A 24,535-nucleotide genomic window follows, 5' to 3' on the forward strand; every position below is an offset into this window, starting at 1 on the left:
ACTCTACATAATCTTCTAATAAAGTACCATGAATTAGGGGGTATTCATTTGATTGTTATTGAATCGTTAATAAATTGTAATTTAAGATGAAAAAATATCCAAGTATTCCAATCCCAAAATAACGTGTAACTTCGAGACGGAGGGCCCTTACAATTCGCAAATCTAAAATAAACTAAAATCATAGAAAGTATAGGAATTAGAATTTCTGTAAATAATGGTTAAATGTTGGATAAGGAATGAAAACTTCACATAATTTAAATCGCTGAAAGTAATTTAAGTTTGTGATACGATAGGGATAATTAATTGGAAGTTGAATAAAAGGCTGTGTGAATATATTGGGGGAAAAAGGAAAAGAGAAGCTTGTCGTGCTAATTGGTCCAACTGCAGTTGGAAAAACCAAATTAAGCATCGAATTAGCAAAGAGACTGAATGGAGAAATTATAAGCGGAGACTCGATGCAAATTTATAGGGGAATGGATATTGGTACTGCTAAAATTAAAAAAAGTGAAATGGAAGGAATTATTCACCATTTAATTGATATAAAAGATCCAGAGGAGCCATTTTCTGTTGCTGAGTTTCAAGAATTAGTCAGAAAAAAAATTAAAGAAATAACACTCAGAGGGAAGCTTCCGATGATCGTTGGAGGAACGGGGTTGTATATCCAATCCGTTATTTACGATTATCAATTTTCTGATGCCCCATCTGATGAAGCCTTTCGAGTACTACTTGAAAAAAGAGCTGAAATAGAAGGATATGAAGCGTTGCATAATGAATTGATGCAAGTTGACCCTGAAAGTGCACAGAAAATTCACCCTAATAATATTCGCCGAGTTATTAGAGCGTTAGAAGTTTTTCATTGTACTGGAAGGACGATAAGCGATTACCAGAGTGGACAGAATCCAGAGTTAATGTATAACACTGCTTTAATTGGGTTAACAATGGATAGGGAAAAATTATATAACCGTATCAATCAAAGAGTAGAAATGATGATCAATGAAGGGCTACTCCATGAGGTCGAAGGATTTTTCAAACAAGGATTAAAGAATTGTCAATCTATACAGGCTATTGGCTATAAAGAACTGTATGAATATTTTAATTGTCATGTTACTCTAGAAGAGGCAGTTTCCCAGTTAAAGCAAAATTCCAGGCGTTATGCGAAAAGGCAGCTAACTTGGTTTCGAAATAAGATGGAAGTAGACTGGTTCGATATGTCAAATCTGTCAGATTCGAAAGAGTTTGAAAAAAAACTTCATGAAATTTCCACTCATATTGAAGGAAAGCTGCAAATAAAATCGAATACATAATAATAGAGATAAAAGAGGAGGATGTAAGATGAAAACATCTATTAATATTCAAGACCAGTATTTAAACCAGCTTCGTAAGGATTGTACAAATGTTACTGTTTTTTTATTAAATGGATTTCAAATTAGAGGCCAAATCAAAGGATTTGATAATTTTACAGTTCTTTTTGAATCAGAAGGCAAGCAACAGCTTGTTTTTAAACACGCTATTTCTACATTTGCACCTCAGCGCAATGTACAACTAGATATTGAAAACCAATAATAAAAAAATTAAATTATAGAAGGTTCAGCTTCTTCGGAAGAGGAACCTTCTTTTTTTCGTTTTTTAAGCATAAAAAAACCTTTAATGAAGTTAGAAGCAATTGAATACATATAGGTAAGGAAATGTATAATAGGTTGCTTTAAAACAATATTGTACAATTATTTGAAGATAATAGGAAAAATTTGATATAGGCTTTTGTCACAAACAAAGTATTTAAGCGTATACTGTTCCTGAGAACGAGAGGTGAAAGCTTTTGGACCAGCCGATTCGAATGAAAAATAATGGCCAGATCAGCATCGTCCTTAATTCACAAAAACGAAAATCATTAGCAAAAGAACCGATTGAATCGCAACTTGTACAAAAGGATTTTCCACCTGAGCATTCAGCTTTAAAAGAGATTGAAGAAGAATTAAATGCTCTAGTTGGAATGGAAGAAATGAAACGGATGATTAAAGAAATATATGCGTGGATTTACGTAAATAAAAAGCGGGAGAATGCCGGACTAAAGGCTGGGAAACAGGCACTCCATATGATGTTCAAAGGGAATCCTGGAACTGGAAAAACAACAGTTGCCCGATTGATTGGTAAACTTTTCCTAAAGATGAATGTTTTATCGAAAGGCCACTTAATAGAAGCTGAACGAGCGGATCTCGTCGGGGAATATATAGGCCATACAGCGCAAAAAACTCGAGATTTAATAAAGAAAGCGATTGGTGGAATCCTCTTTATTGATGAAGCCTATTCACTAGGCAGAGGGGGAGAAAAGGATTTTGGTAAGGAGGCTATTGATACCCTTGTCAAGCATATGGAAGATAGGCACCACGAATTTATTCTCATCCTTGCAGGCTATTCAAGAGAAATGGATTATTTCCTAACATTAAATCCTGGACTGCACTCGCGATTCCCATTAGTAATCGACTTTCCAGATTATTCAGTTGTACAGCTCATGGAAATCGGTGACAGAATGTTAAAAGAACGGGAATACACATTAAGTCACGAAGCAGAAAAAAAATTGCGTGATCATTTACTATGGATTAAAACTCAATTAAATCCAATTAGCTTTTCTAATGGACGATATATAAGAAATGTATTAGAAAAATCAATAAGGACTCAGGCTATGAGACTATTAATGCAAAATAGCTATGATCGGCATGAATTAGTAACAATAAGAAGTAATGACTTAGTATTTGAAGAGGATTAGTTATTAAAAGGATTCCCTAACTAAGGAATCCTTTAATAATTTATTATTATGTTCGTAATCGTTTTGATGGGAGCTTCCAGTCAAATGTATATGAAAGAACTCTTAATCCAGTTATGACAATAAATAATGTAAAGATCTCTGCTGGTGAAGTTGCGAACTTAAGTCCAATTACAAGTCCACAAATAATGGCCCAAACCGCATATATTTCGGAATTTAGAACAAGTGGTTTTCTTCGCGCGAGTAGATCGCGAATAATTCCACCGCCACTACCTGTTAGGACAGCAGCAACTATTATGGCGCTAATAGGATGATTCATTTCTGAAGCATATATAGCCCCTTGGATAGCAAACGCAGAAAGACCGATCGCATCGAAAAAATTCCCCCATCTTTGCCAATGCTTAAGCAAATTATGCGGAAATAGAAAGACGGCGGTAATCGATAATAAAGCAATTTGAAAATACATCCCTTGTTCCCATAAGGCAGATACGGGGACACCAATTAGTAAATTCCGAATCGCTCCACCGCCGAATGCAGTAACAATTCCTAAAATATATACACCCAAAATATCATATTCCTCTTCCATAGCTACAATTGCTCCACTAATAGCAAAGGCAATTGTTCCAATCATACTTAAAACTTCCCAAGTCATATTTTTATCCTCTCAATGATGCTTTTTATAATTAAGCATTGTATGATGTAATCCTTCAGACTGAAAGCTTAGTTAATATAGTAGTAGTTTTATTGATTTCTGCTGAAGGCAAACAAGATGATTTTAATCAAATGAGATATTAATTTCAACTATTTTGCAAAATTAGTGTTAAATAGCTGTTTTTGTTATGATATGTTAAAGTACTTTAGGAAAGAAGGATCTTGATTGAAGCAAAATACTGAATTTGAAAATGTTATTCTTGTTGGATGTCAAACCAATGAAGATGATCAACGGTTTATATATTCAATGGAAGAGCTTGGTTCGCTAACTGAAACGGCTAAAGGAAAAGTATTAACAACATTAACGCAAAAACGAGATCGCATCCACTCGGCTACATATATAGGAAAAGGGAAGGTTTTCGAATTAACTGCTATACAAGAGGAACTAGATGCGGATTTAGTCATTTTTAATGATGAATTATCACCTAGCCAAGTTAGAAATCTTTCAGCTGAACTAAATGCAAAAATTATTGATCGAACTCAATTAATTTTAGATATATTTGCACAAAGAGCTCGTTCTAAAGAGGGGAAGCTCCAAGTAGAATTGGCACAATTACAATACTTACTCCCGCGCTTAGCTGGTCAAGGGATACAGTTATCCCGACTAGGAGGTGGAATTGGAACAAGGGGTCCTGGTGAAACAAAGCTAGAATCTGATAGGCGTCATATACGAAATCGAATCAATGAAATCAAAAATCAGCTTTCAGTCATCGTACAGCATCGTGAACGATACCGGGAGAGAAGAAAAAAGAATAAAGCCTTTCAGATTGCAATCGTTGGCTATACAAATGCTGGCAAATCAACTCTATTCAATCGTCTTACAGAAGCAGAATCTTATGAAGAAAACCAATTATTCGCCACTCTTGATCCTATGACAAGAAAAGTAATACTGCCAAGTGGATTTATTACTCTGCTTACGGATACAGTTGGTTTTATACAAGATTTACCAACAACCTTAATTGCGGCATTTCGCTCAACACTTGAAGAGGTGAAGGAAGCAGATTTGCTGCTTCATCTAGTCGATAGTTCTAGCCCGGATTACTTTCAGCATGAACAGACAGTGAACAAGCTGTTAGAGGAAATGGATAATGAGAAAATTCCTCAAATCACAGTATATAATAAGAGGGACATAAAGCACCCGGATTTTGTTCCATCGGCGAATACGAAGGTAATAGAAATTAGTGCATTCAACGAATCTGACCGAAATAAATTAAAAGCTGAAATAGAAGATATGGTTCTAGATATGATGAACTACTACCATGTTGAGGTGCCTTCCACCGAAGGAAAGCTACTTTCACAGCTGAAAAATGAAACAATTCTTCGTAAACTATCCTTTCACGAAGAGAAGCAAATATATGTTTGTAAAGGATATTATTTAGAGGATCATTTCATTTCTGGACTATTAAATAAATTTACAATATAGATAGGAGAACAACATGTTTCAACAATTATCTAATGGGGAAAAACTGCAGCCAATAGTTACTGAGATTGAGCAGCAAATTGCAACTGTACTAAAAAAAATAGATCAAGGGATTGATGAAAATCAATTCCGTGTCCTGTCAAGCTTTCAAAACCACAAAGTAAGTGATTCTCACTTCATCCCAACAACAGGGTATGGGTACGATGATTTTGGCAGAGATACACTCGAGAAAATATATGCTGAAGTGTTTGGGGGTGAATCTGCTCTTGTACGTCCTCAAATCATTTCTGGAACACATGCTATATCCATCGCTTTATTTGGAGTACTTCGTCCTGGTGATGAATTGCTTTATATTACCGGAAAGCCTTACGATACATTAGAAGAAATTGTCGGCATAAGAGGCAATGGTGTAGGATCCTTGAAGGAATTTGGGATTACATATAATTCAGTTAACTTAAGGGATGATGGAAATGTTGATTATCAACAGGTAGCAAATGCCATGAATCCACATACAAAAATGATTGGGATTCAACGCTCAAAAGGTTATGCAACAAGACCATCTTTTACGATTTCACAAATTGAAGAAATGATAAAATTTGTAAAAGAGATCAATCCAAATGTTGTTGTCTTTGTGGATAATTGCTATGGTGAGTTTGTTGAAGATAAGGAACCATGTCATGTGGGTGCAGATCTAATGGCTGGTTCACTAATTAAGAATCCAGGAGGAGGCCTCGCTAAAACAGGAGGTTATATAGTCGGCAAAGAGAAATGGGTTGAAGCATGTTCATATAGAATGACTTCACCGGGAATTGGTGCAGAAGCAGGTGCCACATTATATAGCTTACAGGAAATGTATCAAGGCTTTTTTCTTGCACCTCATATCGTTGGCCAAGCATTAAAAGGTGCTGTTTTTACTGCTGCAATATTAGAAAGGCTTGGAATGAACTCTTCTCCAAAATGGGATGCAACTAGAACGGACCTGATTCAATCGGTTCAATTTGATGACCGTGAAAAAATGATTGCATTTTGCCAGGCGATTCAATATGCAGCCCCGATCAATTCTCATGTAACTCCTTATCCAAGTGCCATGCCAGGCTATGAAGATGATGTCATAATGGCAGCTGGTGCTTTTATCCAAGGTGCAAGTATTGAGCTGTCAGCTGATGGCCCAATAAGACCACCATATGTAGCATATGTTCAAGGTGGACTAACGTATTCACATGTAAAAATTGCTATTTGCATTGCATTGAATGGATTAATTGAAAAGGGGTTAATTCATATTAAATAAGTAAAATACTAAGGGCAGCAATTTTGCTGTCCTTTTCCTTTTTTAAAATCATGTGAGGAAATCTGACATGTTATTGACAATAAACCTTACATTGAGTTATATTTATTATTGAAAATAAGAAAAGGAGGAGAAATAAGTGACTGGCAGCAATATTCGCCGTTCCATGCCGCTTTTTCCAATTGGACCTGTCATGCAGTTAACCGAATTGACTGCACGCCAAATTCGGTACTATGAAGAGCACCAATTGATTTCTCCAGCAAGAACTGATGGAAATAGAAGGATGTTTTCTCTGAATGATATTGATAAGCTTCTTGAAGTGAAAGATTTAATTGACCAAGGCGTGAATATGGCTGGAATCAAACATCTCTTTGCTTTGAAAAATCAGGAAGCAAATCCAATATTAAAGGCAGAGAAAACAGAACGAGAGCTTTCAAATGATGATGTTAGAAGATTATTACGCAAGGAAATCGTGCAGGCTGGAAGATTTAATCTACCAACATCCAACCCAGGGAATATGAACCGCTTTTTTCACTGATGGTATTCTTTAACAACTAAGGAGGAACTTTTCTAATGGCAAAATTCACTAAAGAAGATATTAAACGAATCTCTCAAGAAGAAAATGTAAAATTCATTCGTCTACAGTTTACAGATATTTTAGGAACAATTAAAAATGTTGAAATTCCGATTAGTCAACTAGAGAAGGCCTTAGATAATAAGATGATGTTTGACGGTTCCTCTATTGAAGGTTTTGTACGAATTGAAGAATCTGATATGTACTTATATCCTGACTTAGATACTTGGGTTGTATTTCCATGGACAGCTGAGAAGGGTAAGGTTGCACGTTTAATTTGTGATATCCATAATGCAGATGGAACACCATTCCAAGGAGATCCACGGAATAATTTAAAAAGGGTTTTAAGGGAGATGGAAGAATTAGGATTTACAGATTTTAACCTTGGTCCTGAGCCAGAGTTCTTCTTGTTTAAGCTTGATCAAAATGGTGAACCTTCACTTGAACTTAATGATAATGGGGGCTACTTTGACTTAGCGCCAACTGACCTAGGTGAAAATTGCCGACGTGATATCGTTCTTGAATTGGAAGAGATGGGATTTGAAATTGAAGCTTCTCACCATGAAGTGGCACCTGGTCAGCATGAAATTGATTTTAAATATGCTGATGTTTTAACTGCATGTGATCAAATTCAAACATTTAAATTAGTTGTAAAGACAATTGCGCGCAAGCATGGCCTACATGCAACATTTATGCCGAAACCTTTATTTGGAGTTGCGGGTTCAGGTATGCACTGCAATGTATCCCTTTTTAAAGAAGGAATAAATGCCTTTTTTGATGAAAAAGGCGAATTGCAATTAAGTGAATATGCTAGTCAATTTATCGCTGGTATCCTGAAGCATTCGACAGGATTCACTGCAGTCACGAATCCGACAGTCAACTCATACAAACGATTAGTTCCAGGATATGAGGCACCATGCTATGTTGCATGGTCTGCTCAGAACCGTTCTCCACTAATTCGAATTCCTTCTTCAAGAGGAATTAGCACTCGTGTAGAGGTTCGCAGTGTCGATCCAGCAGCCAATCCTTACCTTGCGATGGCGGTGTTATTAAAAGCAGGCCTCGATGGAATTAAGAACAAACTTGTTCCATCTGCATCTGTTGATCGTAATATTTACGTAATGTCTAAAGAAGAGCGTATTGCAGAAGGAATCGAAGATCTTCCTTCAACACTAGCAGAAGCCTTAGATAAATTAAAAGCAAATGAAGTAATTGTTTCAGCATTAGGCGGCCATATTTTCGAGCATTTTGTTGAGGCAAAAGAAATTGAATGGGATATGTTCCGTTCACAAGTTCACCCTTGGGAGCGCGAGCAGTATATGACGATGTATTAATAAATTTAACCCTTGATACCATTGGTATTGAGGGTTTTTCTATTGTTTAACGGTTTTATGAATATGATAAAAATATTTCTATTGCCTCGAAAATGCCCCCAAAAGATAATGTTTTTCATATGCTCCTCGAATTTATTCATTCAATCTTTTTCAATCCTTTTGCTAATATGAGAGTAAACATCAGCTGCAAATTGTATGCTACCATGTCATAAGCGTTCTTGGAGATATTTCATATCAGCACCAGCTTCTAGTTGAAGAACAGTATGAGTGTATCTTGTTGAGTGAATTGGAAGGGAGTCCACTCTTCTTTAAAATTCTTGCAAAGTTTTATATTTCATAAAAAAAAAGACTTATTTTTTAGGTCCAACGCTTGAAGAATTTTGTTTTTTAGGGTTTTTTAAGGCTATGAATAATTAATTCCAATTGGCAAGCAATGATAGCAAGAATTCCGAAAATCGCTCCTAGAAATTTACTAATCTTTAAGGGTTTTTGATCGAAAAAGTGGATATTGTTTTGAGGAATACTCGGGATAGAAAGACATTAAAAAAAGCCGTCATAATTGCCGGTTATTACAAAAATATTATTTAATTGTTTAAAGCCAAAAAAGCTTGTGAAACCTTTTGAGCAAAGGCTAATGGAGGCTCAACAGACTGAAAATGAACATATAAAATATTTGGTTTAGTAAATACCCAGTGGTTATGAATTGCACTAACGATTAAACGATTTCTAACAAGAACATTAACAAAAGGGGATAGCTCTTCTTCAAGAAGGACAACTTCTCCTAGATTAAGTGCATTGCCTTCATAATCCATTGATTCAAAGGTTATACCAGCATGAAGTTCACCTCGACTAGGGCGACCTTGAATAGTAACTTGAAGATTACGAGTGATTTCAATTGAACATATGCCATTCTTCACACTTGCTTTTCCATTAAGTATCTGAGCGCACTGTTGACAAAGGTTTTGAAAGTTCATTATCAAATGCCACCTCATAATTTTTTTATAGTTTATGAGGTATGTCAGGTGTTTAGAACGGCTGAGAAAATCAAGTGAAGGTTCATGAATATTTCAAAGAAATAGTCCAAGCTCAGTTTTATTCTATAGGAAAGGTATTAAAATAATCTTGATCTATTATTTCAGAACGAAATAACAATTCAGACACCGTCACACATTCGTATCCATTTTGGTATAAAAATCTCAAAGTAGTTTCTAATCCTTTTACAGTTTGAGATGTTCGAGAATATTCTGTTCCAATCCAATCATGAAGTAGAACGATATTACCAGGCCTGATTCCTTTAGTGATATGTCTGGATATTTGGCTGGCTGCAGGGTTTTTCCAGTCCTCTGCATCTAGATGCCACGACCAAAGTATAACAAGTTTGCCGTTTTTTACAGCTGTGTTAATAATTAGATCATTGTGCATACCTCCTACTGGTCGATAAAGAGTTGGTTTATATCCAATGATACTCTGAATAATTTCATCAGTTTGCTCTAATTCAGAATGTAATGTAGAAGATGTAATATTTCTGTTAATAATATGATTATAAGTGTGATTAGCAATTTCGTGTCCTTCTTTTGCAATCCTTTCTAAAACAGATGGAAATCTTTTTACTTTATTACCTGCTACAAAAAATGTAGCTTTTGCATTGTATTTAGCTAATATGTAAAGAATTTGAGGAGTGAAGACAGGATGAGGTCCATCATCGAACGTTATAGCCACGATCTTTTCTTTTGTATCTACTTCCCATACAACATGTCCTAATTTTTCGTAATCTTCACGACTACGAGTTTGGGCTACTGTAGTTAAACAAAATGAAAAATAAAAAATGAAAAGGGCAAAGACAAATAAAGTATTTTTTTTCAAGTAAAGTCACCTCTCATTCAAGAAATTATCCTCAATAGTTTATGTGAATTTGAAAATATTATTTATCAAAGCTATGGAGAGATATAAATACTTATGTAAGCAAAAAGTTGATTTGGGGTATTGGCTTGATAATAGCAAGCTGCAGTATTGGATGAACGGAGTAATTAGAAAGGGTTCACTAATAAAAATTAGGTGATAGTCCTATCATGGGAAACGGTCCTCCCAACTGTCTTATTATAAGGAAGTATAAAGTATAGGGTTTATATTATCGGTTCTTCGCTAAACAAAAAAGGACCGGGCAGTTTTGCCCGGTTTAATTCATTTAATGGATATTGCGATAAACGCCAATTACTTTACCTAATATGGATACATTACGCAAAATGATAGGTTCCATAGTAGAATTTTCAGGTTGTAGTCTTATATAATCTTTCTCTTTAAAGAATCTTTTTACAGTTGCCTCATCATCTTCTGTCATCGCAACGATAATATCACCATTGTTTGCTGTGCTTTGCTGCTTGACTATTACATAATCACCATCTAGTATACCTGCTTCGATCATACTTTCCCCCATAATTTCTAGCATAAATACCTGTTCATCTGCGGGAGCAAATCTTTCAGGAAGAGGGAAGTATTCATCGACATTTTCAATCGCTGTTATTGGTTGTCCAGCAGTTACCTTTCCTACGATTGGGACATTTACAATCTTATAATCTGGTGTTTGTGAAGCCTCATCTAAATCTAATATTTCAATTGCACGTGGTTTAGTAGGGTCTCTTCGAATTAATCCTTTGCTTTCAAGCCTAGCAAGATGACCGTGCACTGTCGAGCTTGAAGCAAGTCCAACCGCTTCACCGATTTCGCGGACTGAGGGTGGATATCCTTTTTGTCTAACTTCATCTTTTATAAAACTTAAAATATCCTGTTGTCGTTTTGATAATTTCGCCATCATAAATACACCTCTTATGATTTTCTTTACCTAATTATAGCATCTCTTACAACTGAGTACAAACATAAGTTCGAATTTATGTTGACAAAAACATATGTTCTGTTTTATGATTAAACAAAAATCGAACATATATTCTCGTAGAGGTGAATCTCAATGAAAAAATTGTGGAACTTATATTCATATGCTATTATTCTATTCGTTTTAAGTTTTATTACTGCACTTATCATGATTATCCAACTTGGTGGATCGGGAAAAAGTGATTATATTAAAATTACCGTCAATGAAGGTGACACACTTTGGCAAATTGCTGAGGAATTTTCTAATGAACACACGCTTTCTGTAAAAGAGTTTGTCGTTTGGGTCGAACAGAATAACGGGATTTTAAGTGGTAGGATATTTCCAGGTGATGAGCTTGTTATTCCTGTTGTTCAGGAGAATAGTGCGAAAAAACCAACAGAATTAGCGAGTTCTCAAAATTAATAAAACTTTAAAGTGAGGAATTACTTATGAAAGCAATCATCTACTGCAGGGTTAGTACAACAAAAGAATCACAGGAAACATCACTTTCTAGACAGGAGGAAGAGTTAACTGAGCTTGCAAAGATAAATAATTTTGAAATTACTAAAGTGATTCGTGAACAAGCAAGTGGTTATGATCTAGAACGAGATGGAATACTAGAATTGCTTTCTCTTATTAAAAAAAAGGAAGTTCAAGTAGTTTTAATACAGGATGAAACTAGGATAGGAAGAGGTAATGCAAAAATCGCTATTCTTCATTGTATTCTTAAAGAAGAGGTTTTACTTTATAGTATTTCTCACAATGGAGAGCTTCAGCTATCTGAATCTGACTCAATGGTATTAAATATAGTTGGTATAGTGGAAGAATACCAAAGAAAGCTACATAATATTAAAATTAAACGTGGAATGAAACGTGCTATTGAAAATGGTTATAGACCTGAAAATAACTTATCAAATACGGGAGTCAATTCGGGAAGGGAACGAATTGAAGTTCCAATTGAAGAAATCGTACGCCTACGGAAAAATGAATTAACATTTTCAGAAATATCAGCAACATTAAGAGGTTTTGGTTACAAAATTTCAAAGGCAACCGTACATAGACGATATCAAGAATATATTGATTCCATTTCAACAAGCAAAGAATAATTTTATAAGATTTTATGAGGGTGCATTTCTTGTCAAATGCGCTCTTTTTTAGTAAGATGGCAATTGGATTCGATGAAATTTTAAAGGAGCTTAAATAATGCTGCCAAAAGATAAACTAAATCGTATTAATGCACTCGCAAAGAAGGCGAAAGAAACCGGTTTGACTAAGGATGAAGCGAAGGAACAATCCACTCTTAGAAGGGAATACTTAGAAACTTTTCGTTCTTCTATGTTAACCACCCTTAAAGGGGTTACAATCATCGACCCTCAAGGAAATGATGTAACTCCAAACAAATTAAAAAAGATACAAGATAAAGATCAATTGCATTAATAGAAGGAATACATCGATTTTGTATTCCTTCTTTACATATCCCTTTAATATTGTGACAAAATAAAGACTAACTGTTTTATAATTATTTGACCCAATATGTTGTATTAAAATGATCCTGACTATAATATTAGAAGTGTAATAATACATGCAGAGAGGATGTAAAATATGTTTGATAAAATTGATGCTTTATCGATAAACTCCATTCGTACTTTATCTATCGATGCTATAGAAAAGGCTAATTCAGGTCACCCAGGAATGCCGATGGGGGCTGCTCCAATGGCTTACACCCTTTGGACTCGTTTTATGAACCAAAATCCAAATAATCCAAACTGGTTTAATCGTGACCGTTTTGTCCTATCTGCAGGACACGGTTCAATGCTATTATATAGCCTACTTCATCTGTCTGGTTATGATGTAACTATGGATGATATTAAAAATTTTAGACAATGGGGAAGTAAAACCCCTGGACATCCAGAGTTTGCTCATACACCAGGAGTTGATGCAACAACAGGTCCTCTTGGACAGGGAATTGCCATGTCTGTTGGAATGGCAATGGCAGAGCGTCATTTAGCAGCTGTTTATAACAAAGACCAATTTAAAATGATTGATCATTATACATACAGTATTTGCGGTGATGGTGATTTAATGGAAGGTGTGTCAGCTGAAGCTGCTTCACTTGCTGGCCATTTAAAGCTTGGAAGATTAATAGTACTTTATGATTCCAATGATATTTCACTTGACGGTGATTTAAATAAGTCCTTCTCAGAAAGTGTAGAACAGAGATTTAAATCATATGGCTGGCAATATTTAAGGGTAGAAGATGGGAATAATTTAGACGAGATTTCTAAAGCAATTGAAGAGGCAAAACAAGATGAGAACCATCCAACACTAATTGAAGTAAAAACAGTGATTGGATTTGGGTCACCGAATAAGTCTGGAAAATCAGATGTTCATGGTGCTCCACTAGGTGCAAACGAATTAAAATTAACAAAGGCTGCATATGAATGGACATTTGAAGAAGATTTCCATGTTCCTACAGAAGTATATGATCATTTCAATAAGCATGTAGCTGAGCAAGGTGGAAAGAAAGAACAAGAATGGGTGGATTCCTTCTCTCAATATAAAAATAAGTATCCAGAACTTGCTAAACAGCTCGAACAAGTCATGAATGGTGATCTTAAAGAGGGTTGGGATCATGAAGTACCTGTTTATGCGGAAGGGAAAAGTCTTGCAAGCCGTGCATCTTCTGGGGAAGCATTGAATGCAATCGCTAAGAACTTACCTTCATTTATGGGTGGATCTGCAGACCTTGCTGGCTCGAATAAGACTATGATTAAAGGAACATCGGACTTCACACCTGAAACTTTTGATGGAAGGAATATTTGGTTCGGTGTTCGTGAATTTGCAATGGGAGCCGCTCTAAATGGTATGGCCCTTCATGGAGGTTTGAAAGTATTCGGAGGAACTTTCTTTGTATTCTCTGACTATTTACGCCCTGCTATCCGTCTTGCTGCATTGATGAAGCTTCCAGTAACTTACGTTTTTACTCATGACAGTATTGCAGTTGGAGAAGATGGCCCAACACATGAGCCAATCGAGCAATTAGCGGCATTACGTGCAATGCCTAACTTATCTGTCATTCGTCCTGCAGACGGAAATGAAACAGCTGCAGCTTGGAAACTAGCTGTTGAATCAACAGATCAACCAACAGCACTCGTTTTAACTCGTCAAGACCTTCCAACATTAAAAGACACAGATGTAGCAGCATACGAGGGAGTTTCAAAAGGCGCATATATTGTATCCCCTGCAAGTAAAGAAAAGGCAGATGTATTATTACTTGCCTCAGGTTCAGAAGTAAACTTGGCTGTGGATGCTCAAAAAGCATTAGAGGCTGAAGGGATATCCGCTACAGTTATCAGCATGCCATCTTGGGACCGATTTGAAGCGCAAACGAAGGAATACAAGGAAAGTATTATTTCTAAAGATGTAAAGAAAAGATTAGCAATTGAAATGGGCTCTTCATTAGGCTGGCACCGATATGCTGGAGATGAAGGTGAAGTGCTTTCAATTGATCAATTTGGTGCATCTGCTCCTGGTGAGAAAATCATGGAGGAATACGGATTTTCGGTTGATAATGTAGTTGGACGCGTAAAGCAATTATTACAAGATTAATGATAATCGAAGAAGAGCGAATTTTGCTCTTCTTTTTTATACTACTATGAAAGTTTCAATTTATATCAGAAAAACAAAGTAATTTGATGGAAAAATTGGCTAACATCATGTTTTACTAGTAAAAAGGATTCTATTCGACAAAATACACTGAATTTTTTGACGTCTTCAGACACATTGTTCAATTTCACTTCTTTATAATGAATGAAAGGGGGTTATCCCGGAAGGAGTGGTTTAAATGAGAGCCTATCAGTTATATTTAATAGAGGAAGAGTTTGCCTCTCACTATTTTGGGAGAGAGAGGATGTTTTTTCAGCTATTTCAGGAGTATGAGAATTCGACTGGATCATTGAAATCCATCCTTGCAAAACAAATTCAATATATAACAAAGCCGATACCGGGATTGAAATTACACCAATATATTAATCAACAACTGTATCGAAAGAAAGATTTTCAAACAAAAAAAGGTGCATACTATATTGAAAAAGGAAAACGAAGCAAGGCCAGCCTTGAAATAAAAGATAAGTACTTGATATTAAAGGCGAGCGGGAATTATGATGCAGAAACATGTTTTTTTGAAGTGCTTCGAAAAAGTGAAACCTCGTTCTTAGCAATTGATATGAAACATCATCGATATGGCTGGCTTAAACCAATTAAGGAAAGAAAATTAGTTTAAAAATGATAAAATAATCAAGCAAATATTGTATAATAGCCTTTTGTCTAGTACACTGTATGATAGACAACATGAAGGAGGAAGTCTGTATGGTTTGGCAATTTATTCTAGTTGGTCTACTGGCACTTATTGCTGGTGTAGCCCTAGGGTTTTTCATCGCTCGAAAATACATGATGAGCTATTTAAAGAAAAATCCGCCAATTAATGAGCAAATGTTAAAAATGATGATGATGCAAATGGGTCAAAAACCTTCGCAAAAGAAAATCAATCAGATGATGAACGCCATGAACAAACAAACAAAATAATGGTGTACGATCTAGCTCTTTATATTTAAGTGATTATTGCATGATAAATTACCATTATGATGATTAATTTTTCTTAAAAAGAAGGTCCAAAGGTGTATCCTTCCTCAGAAATTTTGATACAAATTGGTGAAACTGTCTTATTTGCAACTTAAAACCACTTTTTCTGTTAAAAGATTCAGCAGAATGGGTGGTTTTTTTGTTGTTATTAGAAGAATATTTTAATCATTGCCGAGCAAAAGGATTTACTAAAAAGACAATAAAGAATTAAGGCAACTAAAAAGAGTTTCTAATAGTGAAATGGGGATATCAGAATTAGAAACTATAACTGTTCATGATTTATTAGCTTATAGGAGATTAAAACAAATATCTGGATTACAGATTTCCCGAACGAGAAAGCCCACACCGGGCATAGCCCGTCTTTAGACGCGGGATGAAAGTGAGGTCAGATACGGAGTACCGCTAAAAGGTCAAAATCGTTAGCGGAACTTCAAGTATCTGAAAATTCGTACAGAAACATATGTTCTTTATTCTTTGAATCTGATATACTATGTTAGAAATGGTCTTTAGGTTCCAACTGTGGTGAATAATCAATAAAATGCATGAGAAGGAAAGGAGGCTGCTGCATGGCTTCTTCTACGTCCAGTTATGTATTAACACTTCCTCTTCAAACTCGACATCATGAGGCCCATATTCTTGAAAAAAGGTTTGAGATTGCTCGAAAAATCTATAATGCATGTTTAGCAGTAGCGGATAAACGATTGCGAGTCATGCAAGAATCTAAGGATTATCAGAAAGCCCGTAAACTTCCTTCATCGACCCCATCAGAACGCAAACTACGATCCACTACATTCCGTCATTTGCACAAACGATTTAAATTGGAGGAATATGCACTCCATACATATGTAAAGTCCATGCAAACTCGATTTAAACATTTAATCGATTCCCATACAGCTCAAAAACTCGCATCTCGTGCATTTCATACAGTTAAAAAGAAACAAATAGGGATGGCGACAAAAGTTTCTTTTAAAGGATTTGGAAAATTGAATTCTGTAGAGGGAAAAACGAACGCCGCTGGGATTCGTTATAAGGACAGAAAGATTTATTGGCTGGGATTAGAGTTGCCTGTTCGAATAAAACCAAAGGATGACTATGCGTTTCTTGCTCTAGAAAGCAGAGTAAAATATTCCCGGATTTTGCGAACCTTTATGAAAGGAACCATTCGATATCAAATTCAACTGATCTTGGAAGGTACACCTCCTCAAAAATATAATCAAGTTGGAATAAAAGGCAAACTTGGAAAAGGCAGAGTTGGCATTGACATTGGTACACAAACAGCCGCGATTGTGTCAGATTCTAAAGCATCTTTAGTTGAACTAGCTCCCAGTGTCATACATATTCAAAAAGAAATCCGTCTAATTCAACGGTCCATGGACCGAAGCCGAAGGGCCATGAATCCAGAGAAGTTTAATAAAGACGGAACCATCAATCGTTCCTCAAAGAAATGGGTGCATTCCAAAAGATACGGCAAGCTAAAGGCAACATTTCAAGAGATAAATCGACTTCTTTCCGTCTATCGAAAACAAGACCATTGCCTTTTAGCTAATCAAATATTAGAGCAAGGTGATGAATTCTTTATTGAAACCATGAATTTTCAAGCCCTTCAAAAACGGGCAAAAGAAACAACTAGAAACAAGAACGGACGTTTCAGCCGAAAGAAACGGTTTGGAAAATCTATAGCTAGGAAAGCGCCCTCTATGCTTATAACCATTTTAGAACAAAAGCTATCTATCTTCGGCATAGAACTGAAAAAGATCAACACCTCGAAGGTAAAAGCTAGTCAGTATCATCACGAGACGGACACCTTTCAAAAGAAATCCTTGTCTGAAAGATGGAATCTTATAAGAAATGAACGTGTCCAACGTGATTTGTACTCTGCTTATCTCATAAAAAATGTAACGGAATCTCTTGATAGCATTAATAGGTATTTATGTATGGATGAATATGATCATTTTAAGAAACTACATGACATAGAAATTATACGAATAAAATCAAGTAATCAAAACAAAATAAGTAGTTTTGGAATTTAAAGGAGTGTTGGGTTAGAAACGAGCCCATGCAGTCGATAAGCACCGCTGAGGTGTTTGGCTGTAGAAGTCTTGAGCAAACGCTTTGTAGTGTCTGTATGTTGTACCCTATTGTATATTAAAGCAGGGGAGAGTATAGAAGAAACAAGCTAGTCGCTCAAGAACCCCGTTGCTTTAGCTATGGGAGTTTCAGAACCACAATGTTATAGTATCCATGTTCAAGTTGATTCGTTCTTTCTTTTCTTGGTGTGTAAAGGAAGAGTATTTAAAAGAGAATATTGCAAAAAAGTAGAACATCCAAAATCCACTAACAAGGTATTAACGCAATTTACTGAATATAAGGTACAAAGTATGTTAGAGGCTTTTTCCTAGTAGTAAAGAACAAATCAATAATTGCATTGATGGCTGACTTTGGGCTTCGAGCGATGGAAATTAGAGGGCTTCAATCTAAAAATGTAAAGGAAACGACTTTCTTAGTTAATGGAAAAGCTAATAAGGAATGAATTGTCATTATCTGTCCAGCTATAAAAAGAATATTAATTTAATACGAAAGGATCAAAAAGCATTATTTTAAGGAAAAAGAAACATCAGGACATTAATTTTTATCCTATATAGGTACTGGATTATCTCACATTGGATTAGATAATGTCATTATTAAATAAAACAGGAAGTAGGTGACTACAATTCAAAAACGAGGAGAAAGTAGTATGAAGGAAGAAATAGTATATTCGGAACTAACAGATAAAAGAAGACCTCCATCTACAACTTCCTCTGCATGCGTCTCTACCTGATTATATTCCTTGTCATACTGATCAAATTTAACTACAAGTTTATTCATTATCTAGCACCTTATAAATGAATCAATTTATTTTTTTATCATCTGTATCTATCAAACTACTTTTAATATTCATCTCATTCACAACTGAAGAAGTGGTAATAAATCACCTCTTCAATAATTTAAAATGCAACATACTATTATTTTGGGGATATATGTAATCCATCAATTTCTTTCCATTCAGCATAATAGATATTATTAGTATTATTAAATCCTTTAGCACATAATTCATCTAGTAACCATTTTTCATCCATTCCACATTCTTTTAAATTATCCCGTAATATGTTTCCATCCATAATTAGTGTTAATGGCAAATTCACTTTTCTTTCGGGAAGATTAAAATCTCCAATACTTGGGGGTTTGTATTTAGATTTCAGCGAGATACTAATTTGTCCATTAGGCTCTAATAATGCAAATTCAACTTCTCTTACTGAAAATACACTTTTTTGTCGTAACAAACTTAATATTTGATTCAAGTCCAGCTTTGTTTTTTTAACAGCGTTTCGATCGATTATTCCATTTCTGATAATAATAACTGGATTCCCGTGTAATAAATTTCTAATTTTTGTATATTTTAACGTTATAAAATCCAGAGTCAATATTAACAAAGTCCAAAATCCGATTGCAAATAAAAATTTAAAAATACTTACGTCATTTTCATATATAACATGTCCTAAAAAGTCATCAAGAAGTAGTATAAAAATAAAATGAAGTGGTGTTAATTGAGAAAATGATTTTCTTCCAGTCACAATAAGAATAAAATACAAACAAATAAGTCCAATAATCAATTTCATAATTATAAAACCAAAACTCATTCCATCCAAATTTGATTCCTCCAGAATCTTTTACTGCATCACTATTATGCTAAATATGAGCAATAAATATACAAGTTTTATGTCCCTTATTCGTTCTTTATTCAATCATGATATACGCCATGAACAAACAAAAAAATGGTGTAAAAGCTCTCAGCCTTGAGTGCTTTTTCTTTTTTTGCATGCCTTTTTTCGAAATAAAAGTCTTCGCGATTTAAGTGAAATAAAAATCTTCCTTATTTTTGTAATATTTGATAAACTATTTAAGCTATCACAATAGAGATAATTGTATTAGGTATGAAGTGATTGAATTTCAAAGCTGGTTATTTATGTGTCGGAGGACAGTAAAATGAGAGTGTTTTTAGATTTAATGTGGTTTTTTAAACAAGAGAAAAAAGCTTATATGATCGGAACTTTGATGCTGCTATTTGTAGCCATGCTTCAGCTAGTGCCTCCTAAGGTGATTGGACTATTTGTAGACCATATAAAGGAGAATACGTTGACAACTGATACCCTTTCGTTATTAATAGGTGTGTTAATTGCAACGGCAGCCTTAATGTATATATTGCGTTATTATTGGCGGATCATGATATTCGGTTCGGCTGTAAAGCTATCAAAAATATTAAGGAATAAGCTTTATCATCATTTTACATCAATGTCCCAATCCTTTTATCAGAAAAAACGGGTGGGAGATTTGATGGCACATGCAACCAATGATTTACAGGCTATTCAGCAAACAGCTGGCTCTGGTGTTTTGACCCTAGTTGACTCAATGGCTACTGGCGGCGACGATCAGTTGGAAGCTGACATTAATTAGTTTGATTCCGATGCCTTTAATGGCTCTTTTAACAAGCTGGTATGGAACAATGCTTCATAAGCGATTTCATAAAGCTCAGGAAGCCTTTTCATCTCTTAACGATAAAACACAGGAAAGTGTAACGGGGATAAAGGTGATTAAAACTTTCGGCCAAGAAGCTGAAGATATTGAGGATTTTAGAAAACAATCTGAGGATGTTGTTCAAAAGAATGTTTCTGTTGCCAAAATTGATTCATTATTTGATCCGACGATTTCGATTATTGTTGGGATATCCTTTTTCTTATCCATTGCCTTTGGAGCAAAATACGTTCTGATTGAAGAAATAACCATTGGAGAGCTTGTGTCGTTTACTACTTACTTAACCCTGCTTATTTGGCCAATGCTTGCTTTTGGCTGGTTATTTAACATTGTAGAGAGAGGCAGAGCTTCTAATGATCGTATATCGGCTTTGCTGGCAGAAAAGATAGACATTAATGATGATCCGAATGCTCTTGAGCTTGTGCCTAGTGGAGATATTACTTTTAATATTTCAGAGTTTGCTTATCCAGAGGAAAGAGAGCCATTACTAAAGGACATACACTTTGAGTTAAAAAGAGGGGAAACCTTAGGAATAGTAGGCAGAACTGGCGCTGGAAAAACAACACTTTTAAAGCTGCTTATTCGTGAGTTTGAAGGTTTTGATGGCATAATTGAATTCGCTGGAAACCCGTTAAGCCATTACCAATTAGAAAAGCTAAGGGAATCAATTGGTTATGTTCCTCAGGATCATTTTTTATTCTCTGCAACAGTGGCTGAGAATATTGCATTTACAAACCCTTTCGCAGATGAATTAGAGATTCATGAGGCAGCTACACTTGCGAATATTCATGAAGATATTTTGCAATTTACAGATGGATACGAAACGATCGTTGGTGAAAGAGGCGTTTCGCTTTCTGGAGGACAAAAGCAGCGAATTTCCATTGCAAGAGCATTATTAATGGATCCAGAAGTATTAATTCTAGATGATTCATTGTCTGCTGTTGATGCAAAAACGGAGGAAGCAATTTTAACAGCATTGAGGCAAAACAGAGAAGGAAAAACAACGATCATTACAGCTCATCGTTTGAGTACTATTCAACATGCTAATTTGATTATCGTTCTTGAAGAAGGAAGAATTGTACAAAGGGGTTCTCACGAACAGTTAATGAGTGAGTATGGCTGGTATAAAGACATGTACTTACATCAACAGCTAGAAGAGCTAGTGGAGCATGGAGGATAGATAATGGAAAAGATAACCGCAATAAATGGGAAAGAACAGCGTAAAATTCTTTTTCGACTTCTTTCCTACGCAAAACCGCACATGAAAACGATGGCCCTAGCATTTGGGTTATTGCTAGTAGCTACCATAGGAGACATACTCGGACCAATATTAATAAAAATATTTATCGATGATCATTTAGGGCCACGAAATCTAGCTTTTGAACCGCTTTTTACACTTGGAGCAGCATTTATCGGCATTCAAATAATGAATGTACTTGTTTCTTACTTTCAATTATTGAAGTTTCAGGAGATTGCCTTGAAGATTATTCAGCAGCTCCGTGTTGATGTGTTTACAAAGGTTCAGTCGCTTGGGTTAAAATACTTTGATAAAACACCAGCTGGCAGCATCGTTTCAAGGGTAACAAATGATACAGAAGCAATAAAAGATATGTTTGTTAGTGTCATCGTTACCTTTATTCAAGGAGCGTTTTTACTCATTGGTATTTTAATTGCTATGTTTATATTAAATGCAAAATTGGCTTTATTTTGTACATTGATATTGCCAATTCTTTTCTTTATTATGCAAGCATATAGAAAGTATAGTTCACTAATTTACCAGGGTATGAGGGAGCGACTAAGCCAGCTGAATGCGAAATTAAGCGAATCTCTCCAAGGAATGGCGATTATCCAAGTTTTTCGTCAAGAAAAGCGCTTGAGAAAAGAATTTGGAGATATTAATGATCAGCATTATAAGGCTGGTATGAAAAATATTAAGATTGATAGTTTATTATTAAGACCAGCAATCGATCTCGTATATTTCTTCGCCTTAATTCTAATATTAAGTTTTTTCGGAATAACTTCTTTTAATAGCACGATTGAAATCGGGGTTATTTATGTATTTATAAGTTATTTAGACCGATTTTTTGAGCCTGTAAACCAAATGATGATGAGGCTTTCGATGTATCAGCAGGCAATTGTGGCTGCATCAAGAGCTTTCAAATTATTAGATGAGTCTGAACTTGCACCAGCACAGCAAGATGGTGAAAATAGACATATTCAAGAAGGTGAAATTGAATTTCGAAATGTAAGTTTTTCCTACGATGGCCAAAGAGATATATTAAAAAATATTTCATTTACCGCAAAACCAGGGGAAACCGTCGCGCTTGTCGGCCACACTGGAAGCGGAAAAAGCTCAATCATTAATTTAATGATGCGATTCTATGAATTTGAAAGAGGCGATATTTTGATTGATGGGCAGTCAATCAAGTCCTACGGAAAAGCTGAATTGCGGGATAAAATGGGGCTAGTGTTACAGGATCCTTTTCTCTTCTATGGAACGATCAAGGACAATATTTGTCTTCATAATAAAAGTATAAGCGATTCTGAAATCGAAGCTGCAGCACAATTCGTGCAGGCGCATGGTTTTATAGAAAAATTAGAGAATGGTTATAATCAGCAAGTAGTGGAACGAGGCTCTACGTTTTCAAGCGGTCAAAGGCAGCTAATTGCTTTTGCAAGAACGATAGCGGCAAATCCAAAAATTCTTGTTCTCGATGAAGCGACAGCCAATATTGATACAGAAACAGAAGAGGCTATTCAAATTGCGTTAGAGAAAATGAGAAAGGGAAGAACGACAATTGCGATTGCGCATCGCTTGTCCACTATTCAAGATGCTGATCAGATTCTAGTCCTGCACCAAGGAGAAATTGTAGAAAGAGGAAACCATCAAGAGCTTCTTGCAGAACAAGGTTTATATCATAAAATGTATTTGCTGCAAAATAGTTCGATGGAAAAAGTGGAAGATGCTGTTTAATTTATTATGAGTAATGATGTAATAATCATAATAAAAAGAAAAACCAGCTTGGAGAATGATCACCTGAGCTGGTTTATTTAATGGGTTGGGATTTATTTGTTATAATGTCGATTATATTCATTGAGTAAACGATCAAGTTCTTGGCTGTAACTAATAGCTGTAGAGGAAGCTAACCCATTTTTCATGGCAACTTGTATTAATTCAAGCCTCTTTTGTTCAATTAGTGAAAGTAAATCTTTATTCGACACGTCGAGTTATCCTTTCAGTCGTTATTAAAGAAATTTACAGTGTAGTGTCTAAAATGATTGAATCCAAGTAAAAGAATGAAAGATTATATCAAATATTGTTTAACACATTCTATAGTATAACTAATTATGGGAAATAATTCAAAAGAAAGATATGCTTTAAATGAATATTTTTTACAGAAGTTACAATAGTTTAGAATAAACTTTTTGAAACGGTTCTATCTTTGACGACACAAAATATTCAAAACTAAACATTATCATTTCATAGGAAGATTTGTTAAAATGAAAGATGAATTGTTTTGAACGGGAGATGTTTACATGACAGATTTGAATGTGTTCATTGCATTAGCGGCGGGATTTTTAAGCTTTATTTCTCCTTGTTGCTTACCTTTGTATCCAGCATTTTTATCCTATATTACCGGTATGTCTGTTGGTGAGCTAAAAGAGGAAAATGCAATGCTCCAAAGAAGAAGTATGCTACATACATTGTTTTTTCTTATTGGGTTCTCTCTAATTTTTATAGCGATTGGTTTTAGTTCTTCCTTCCTGGGAACCTTCTTTATTGATTATCAAAATTTGATTAGACAGATCGGTGCTATTTTTATCTTTTTCTTTGGTTTAATGGTTGTAGGGTTTATTAAACCAGAATTTTTAATGAAGGAAAAAAGATTTGAGTTTAAAAACCGTCCTTCGGGGTTGTTGGGTTCTATTTTAATAGGAATGGCTTTTGGAGCTGGGTGGACACCATGTACAGGTCCTATTTTAGGTGCGGTATTTTCTCTTGCCGTTTCGAACCCAAATTCGGCAATGGTTTATATGATTGCTTATATTCTAGGTTTTGCTATACCGTTTTTTATCCTATCCTTCTTTATTGGCAAAATGAATTGGATTCGAAGAAACAGTCTTCTAATAATGAAGATAGGTGGTTATATCATGATGGTTATGGGAGTTGTCTTGTTCTTTGACTGGATGACCAAAATCATTGCCATTCTTTCTCCTTTATTTGGTGGATTCACAGGCTTTTAAATAAACGTAATTATTACTCATTTCATAGAATGGTGAAAAACGTTTAAAAAAGTAGGCGAAATTTGTCGTGCGCTTTAAATTGAGTTTTCACATAATTTTCGCTATATTTTAATAAGTGTTCTTAGTGTT

General features: G+C 35.2%; 23 protein-coding genes and 2 pseudogenes. 17 read left to right on the forward strand and 8 right to left on the reverse strand.

Annotated features, from left to right (window positions below):
- The first annotated feature begins 335 nt into the window (after positions 1 to 335).
- The 3 genes from miaA (at position 336) to spoVK (ending at position 2,764) form a co-directional block, all read left to right on the forward strand.
- Positions 336 to 1,304 carry a tRNA (adenosine(37)-N6)-dimethylallyltransferase MiaA gene (gene miaA, locus KHA94_RS03700; RefSeq protein WP_213100779.1) on the forward strand — a complete coding sequence of 323 codons (969 nt, stop codon included), beginning with the start codon at positions 336 to 338 and terminating at the stop codon, positions 1,302 to 1,304.
- A gap of 28 nt (positions 1,305 to 1,332) precedes the next feature.
- Positions 1,333 to 1,563, forward strand: a complete 231-nt coding sequence (gene hfq, locus KHA94_RS03705; protein ID WP_213100780.1) for an RNA chaperone Hfq — start codon at positions 1,333 to 1,335, stop codon at positions 1,561 to 1,563.
- Positions 1,564 to 1,816: 253 nt separating this feature from the next.
- The gene (spoVK, locus tag KHA94_RS03710) at positions 1,817 to 2,764 is read left to right on the forward strand and encodes a stage V sporulation protein K (protein ID WP_213100781.1); all 948 of its coding nucleotides are present in this window, start codon (positions 1,817 to 1,819) and stop codon (positions 2,762 to 2,764) included.
- Between the two features lie 46 nt (positions 2,765 to 2,810).
- Here spoVK and KHA94_RS03715 read toward each other — a convergent pair whose 3' ends face one another.
- Positions 2,811 to 3,413, reverse strand: a complete 603-nt coding sequence (locus tag KHA94_RS03715) for a trimeric intracellular cation channel family protein (protein ID WP_213100782.1) — start codon at positions 3,411 to 3,413, stop codon at positions 2,811 to 2,813.
- A gap of 225 nt (positions 3,414 to 3,638) precedes the next feature.
- On the opposite strand from KHA94_RS03715, the gene hflX reads away from it, so the two are divergent.
- The 4 genes from hflX to glnA all read left to right on the forward strand — a co-directional run bounded on the left by hflX (position 3,639) and on the right by glnA (position 8,085).
- Positions 3,639 to 4,895 carry a GTPase HflX gene (hflX, locus tag KHA94_RS03720; RefSeq protein WP_213100783.1) on the forward strand — a complete coding sequence of 419 codons (1,257 nt, stop codon included), beginning with the start codon at positions 3,639 to 3,641 and terminating at the stop codon, positions 4,893 to 4,895.
- A 13-nt stretch (positions 4,896 to 4,908) separates the two neighbouring features.
- Positions 4,909 to 6,180 (forward strand): methionine gamma-lyase family protein, encoded by a 1,272-nt coding sequence (locus tag KHA94_RS03725; RefSeq protein WP_213100784.1) that lies wholly within the window; start codon positions 4,909 to 4,911, stop codon positions 6,178 to 6,180.
- 136 nt (positions 6,181 to 6,316) lie between these two features.
- Entirely contained in the window at positions 6,317 to 6,715 is a 399-nt protein-coding gene (locus KHA94_RS03730) for a MerR family transcriptional regulator (protein ID WP_338030683.1), read from the forward strand.
- A gap of 35 nt (positions 6,716 to 6,750) precedes the next feature.
- Positions 6,751 to 8,085: a type I glutamate--ammonia ligase gene (gene glnA, locus KHA94_RS03735; protein ID WP_213100785.1), complete on the forward strand. Its 1,335-nt coding sequence runs from the start codon at positions 6,751 to 6,753 to the stop codon at positions 8,083 to 8,085.
- A 140-nt stretch (positions 8,086 to 8,225) separates the two neighbouring features.
- On the opposite strand, the pseudogene KHA94_RS26790 reads toward glnA, so the two are convergent.
- From KHA94_RS26790 to lexA, 4 genes and pseudogenes are all read right to left on the reverse strand, one after another.
- Positions 8,226 to 8,409, reverse strand: a pseudogene (locus KHA94_RS26790) (site-specific integrase); the annotation flags it as partial.
- 260 nt (positions 8,410 to 8,669) lie between these two features.
- Entirely contained in the window at positions 8,670 to 9,059 is a 390-nt protein-coding gene (locus KHA94_RS03740; protein WP_249365287.1) for a DUF1259 domain-containing protein, read from the reverse strand.
- 118 nt (positions 9,060 to 9,177) lie between these two features.
- The gene (locus tag KHA94_RS03745) at positions 9,178 to 9,912 is read right to left on the reverse strand and encodes a polysaccharide deacetylase family protein (RefSeq protein WP_420828142.1); all 735 of its coding nucleotides are present in this window, start codon (positions 9,910 to 9,912) and stop codon (positions 9,178 to 9,180) included.
- A 358-nt stretch (positions 9,913 to 10,270) separates the two neighbouring features.
- On the reverse strand, positions 10,271 to 10,894 hold the full coding sequence (gene lexA, locus KHA94_RS03750) for a transcriptional repressor LexA (RefSeq protein WP_213101281.1): 624 nt from the start codon (positions 10,892 to 10,894) through the stop codon (positions 10,271 to 10,273).
- Between the two features lie 153 nt (positions 10,895 to 11,047).
- Between lexA and yneA the strand changes: the two genes are divergently transcribed.
- From yneA to KHA94_RS03785, 7 genes are all read left to right on the forward strand, one after another.
- Positions 11,048 to 11,374, forward strand: coding sequence for a cell division suppressor protein YneA (yneA, locus tag KHA94_RS03755; RefSeq protein WP_213100787.1), 327 nt, complete (start codon positions 11,048 to 11,050; stop codon positions 11,372 to 11,374).
- 26 nt (positions 11,375 to 11,400) lie between these two features.
- On the forward strand, positions 11,401 to 12,057 hold the full coding sequence (locus tag KHA94_RS03760; protein WP_213100788.1) for a YneB family resolvase-like protein: 657 nt from the start codon (positions 11,401 to 11,403) through the stop codon (positions 12,055 to 12,057).
- A gap of 97 nt (positions 12,058 to 12,154) precedes the next feature.
- The gene (locus tag KHA94_RS03765; protein WP_213100789.1) at positions 12,155 to 12,388 is read left to right on the forward strand and encodes a DUF896 domain-containing protein; all 234 of its coding nucleotides are present in this window, start codon (positions 12,155 to 12,157) and stop codon (positions 12,386 to 12,388) included.
- Between the two features lie 165 nt (positions 12,389 to 12,553).
- Positions 12,554 to 14,560, forward strand: coding sequence for a transketolase (gene tkt, locus KHA94_RS03770; protein ID WP_213100790.1), 2,007 nt, complete (start codon positions 12,554 to 12,556; stop codon positions 14,558 to 14,560).
- Between the two features lie 235 nt (positions 14,561 to 14,795).
- Positions 14,796 to 15,233, forward strand: a complete 438-nt coding sequence (gene sirA, locus KHA94_RS03775; RefSeq protein ID WP_213100791.1) for a sporulation inhibitor of replication protein SirA — start codon at positions 14,796 to 14,798, stop codon at positions 15,231 to 15,233.
- Between the two features lie 86 nt (positions 15,234 to 15,319).
- The gene (locus tag KHA94_RS03780; RefSeq protein WP_213100792.1) at positions 15,320 to 15,535 is read left to right on the forward strand and encodes a YneF family protein; all 216 of its coding nucleotides are present in this window, start codon (positions 15,320 to 15,322) and stop codon (positions 15,533 to 15,535) included.
- A gap of 623 nt (positions 15,536 to 16,158) precedes the next feature.
- On the forward strand, positions 16,159 to 17,622 hold the full coding sequence (locus KHA94_RS03785; RefSeq protein WP_213100793.1) for a transposase: 1,464 nt from the start codon (positions 16,159 to 16,161) through the stop codon (positions 17,620 to 17,622).
- A 682-nt stretch (positions 17,623 to 18,304) separates the two neighbouring features.
- Here KHA94_RS03785 and KHA94_RS03790 read toward each other — a convergent pair.
- Together KHA94_RS03790 and KHA94_RS03795 are read right to left on the reverse strand one after the other, a co-directional pair.
- Positions 18,305 to 18,457, reverse strand: coding sequence for a hypothetical protein (locus KHA94_RS03790; protein ID WP_213100794.1), 153 nt, complete (start codon positions 18,455 to 18,457; stop codon positions 18,305 to 18,307).
- A gap of 137 nt (positions 18,458 to 18,594) precedes the next feature.
- Positions 18,595 to 19,269, reverse strand: a complete 675-nt coding sequence (locus tag KHA94_RS03795; protein ID WP_338030700.1) for a DUF421 domain-containing protein — start codon at positions 19,267 to 19,269, stop codon at positions 18,595 to 18,597.
- Positions 19,270 to 19,615: 346 nt separating this feature from the next.
- On the opposite strand from KHA94_RS03795, the pseudogene KHA94_RS03800 reads away from it, so the two are divergent.
- Both KHA94_RS03800 and KHA94_RS03805 read left to right on the forward strand, forming a co-directional pair.
- A pseudogene (locus KHA94_RS03800) lies at positions 19,616 to 21,341 on the forward strand (ABC transporter transmembrane domain-containing protein).
- Positions 21,342 to 21,344: 3 nt separating this feature from the next.
- A complete protein-coding gene (locus tag KHA94_RS03805) occupies positions 21,345 to 23,135 on the forward strand; it encodes an ABC transporter ATP-binding protein (RefSeq protein WP_213100796.1) in 1,791 nt (596 codons plus the stop codon).
- Between the two features lie 92 nt (positions 23,136 to 23,227).
- On the opposite strand, the gene KHA94_RS03810 is transcribed toward KHA94_RS03805, so the two are convergent.
- Complete coding sequence (locus tag KHA94_RS03810) at positions 23,228 to 23,383, reverse strand: Spo0E family sporulation regulatory protein-aspartic acid phosphatase (RefSeq protein ID WP_213100797.1); 156 nt, start codon at positions 23,381 to 23,383, stop codon at positions 23,228 to 23,230.
- Positions 23,384 to 23,698: 315 nt separating this feature from the next.
- Here KHA94_RS03810 and KHA94_RS03815 point away from each other — a divergent pair, with 315 nt between their 5' ends.
- Positions 23,699 to 24,406, forward strand: a complete 708-nt coding sequence (locus KHA94_RS03815) for a cytochrome c biogenesis CcdA family protein (protein ID WP_213100798.1) — start codon at positions 23,699 to 23,701, stop codon at positions 24,404 to 24,406.
- Positions 24,407 to 24,535 lie beyond the last annotated feature (129 nt).

Source organism: Cytobacillus citreus (assembly GCF_018343665.1).
GTDB classification, from domain to species: domain Bacteria; phylum Bacillota; class Bacilli; order Bacillales; family Cytobacillaceae; genus Cytobacillus; species Cytobacillus citreus.

Bases quoted from the DNA above. Each gene is read 5' to 3' on its own strand.
- KHA94_RS03765 (WP_213100789.1), top strand. From the start codon at position 12,155: ATGCTGCCAAAAGATAAACTAAATCGTATTAATGCACTCGCAAAGAAG.
- glnA (WP_213100785.1), top strand. From the start codon at position 6,751: ATGGCAAAATTCACTAAAGAAGATATTAAACGAATCTCTCAAGAAGAA.
- KHA94_RS03795 (WP_338030700.1), bottom strand. From the start codon at position 19,269: ATGAGTTTTGGTTTTATAATTATGAAATTGATTATTGGACTTATTTGT.
- KHA94_RS03760 (WP_213100788.1), top strand. From the start codon at position 11,401: ATGAAAGCAATCATCTACTGCAGGGTTAGTACAACAAAAGAATCACAG.
- KHA94_RS03725 (WP_213100784.1), top strand. From the start codon at position 4,909: ATGTTTCAACAATTATCTAATGGGGAAAAACTGCAGCCAATAGTTACT.
- lexA (WP_213101281.1), bottom strand. From the start codon at position 10,894: ATGGCGAAATTATCAAAACGACAACAGGATATTTTAAGTTTTATAAAA.
- KHA94_RS03780 (WP_213100792.1), top strand. From the start codon at position 15,320: ATGGTTTGGCAATTTATTCTAGTTGGTCTACTGGCACTTATTGCTGGT.
- KHA94_RS03815 (WP_213100798.1), top strand. From the start codon at position 23,699: ATGACAGATTTGAATGTGTTCATTGCATTAGCGGCGGGATTTTTAAGC.
- KHA94_RS03785 (WP_213100793.1), top strand. From the start codon at position 16,159: ATGGCTTCTTCTACGTCCAGTTATGTATTAACACTTCCTCTTCAAACT.
- KHA94_RS03740 (WP_249365287.1), bottom strand. From the start codon at position 9,059: ATGAACTTTCAAAACCTTTGTCAACAGTGCGCTCAGATACTTAATGGA.
- sirA (WP_213100791.1), top strand. From the start codon at position 14,796: ATGAGAGCCTATCAGTTATATTTAATAGAGGAAGAGTTTGCCTCTCAC.
- hfq (WP_213100780.1), top strand. From the start codon at position 1,333: ATGAAAACATCTATTAATATTCAAGACCAGTATTTAAACCAGCTTCGT.
- KHA94_RS03805 (WP_213100796.1), top strand. From the start codon at position 21,345: ATGGAAAAGATAACCGCAATAAATGGGAAAGAACAGCGTAAAATTCTT.
- KHA94_RS03790 (WP_213100794.1), bottom strand. From the start codon at position 18,457: ATGAATAAACTTGTAGTTAAATTTGATCAGTATGACAAGGAATATAAT.
- yneA (WP_213100787.1), top strand. From the start codon at position 11,048: ATGAAAAAATTGTGGAACTTATATTCATATGCTATTATTCTATTCGTT.
- KHA94_RS03715 (WP_213100782.1), bottom strand. From the start codon at position 3,413: ATGACTTGGGAAGTTTTAAGTATGATTGGAACAATTGCCTTTGCTATT.
- tkt (WP_213100790.1), top strand. From the start codon at position 12,554: ATGTTTGATAAAATTGATGCTTTATCGATAAACTCCATTCGTACTTTA.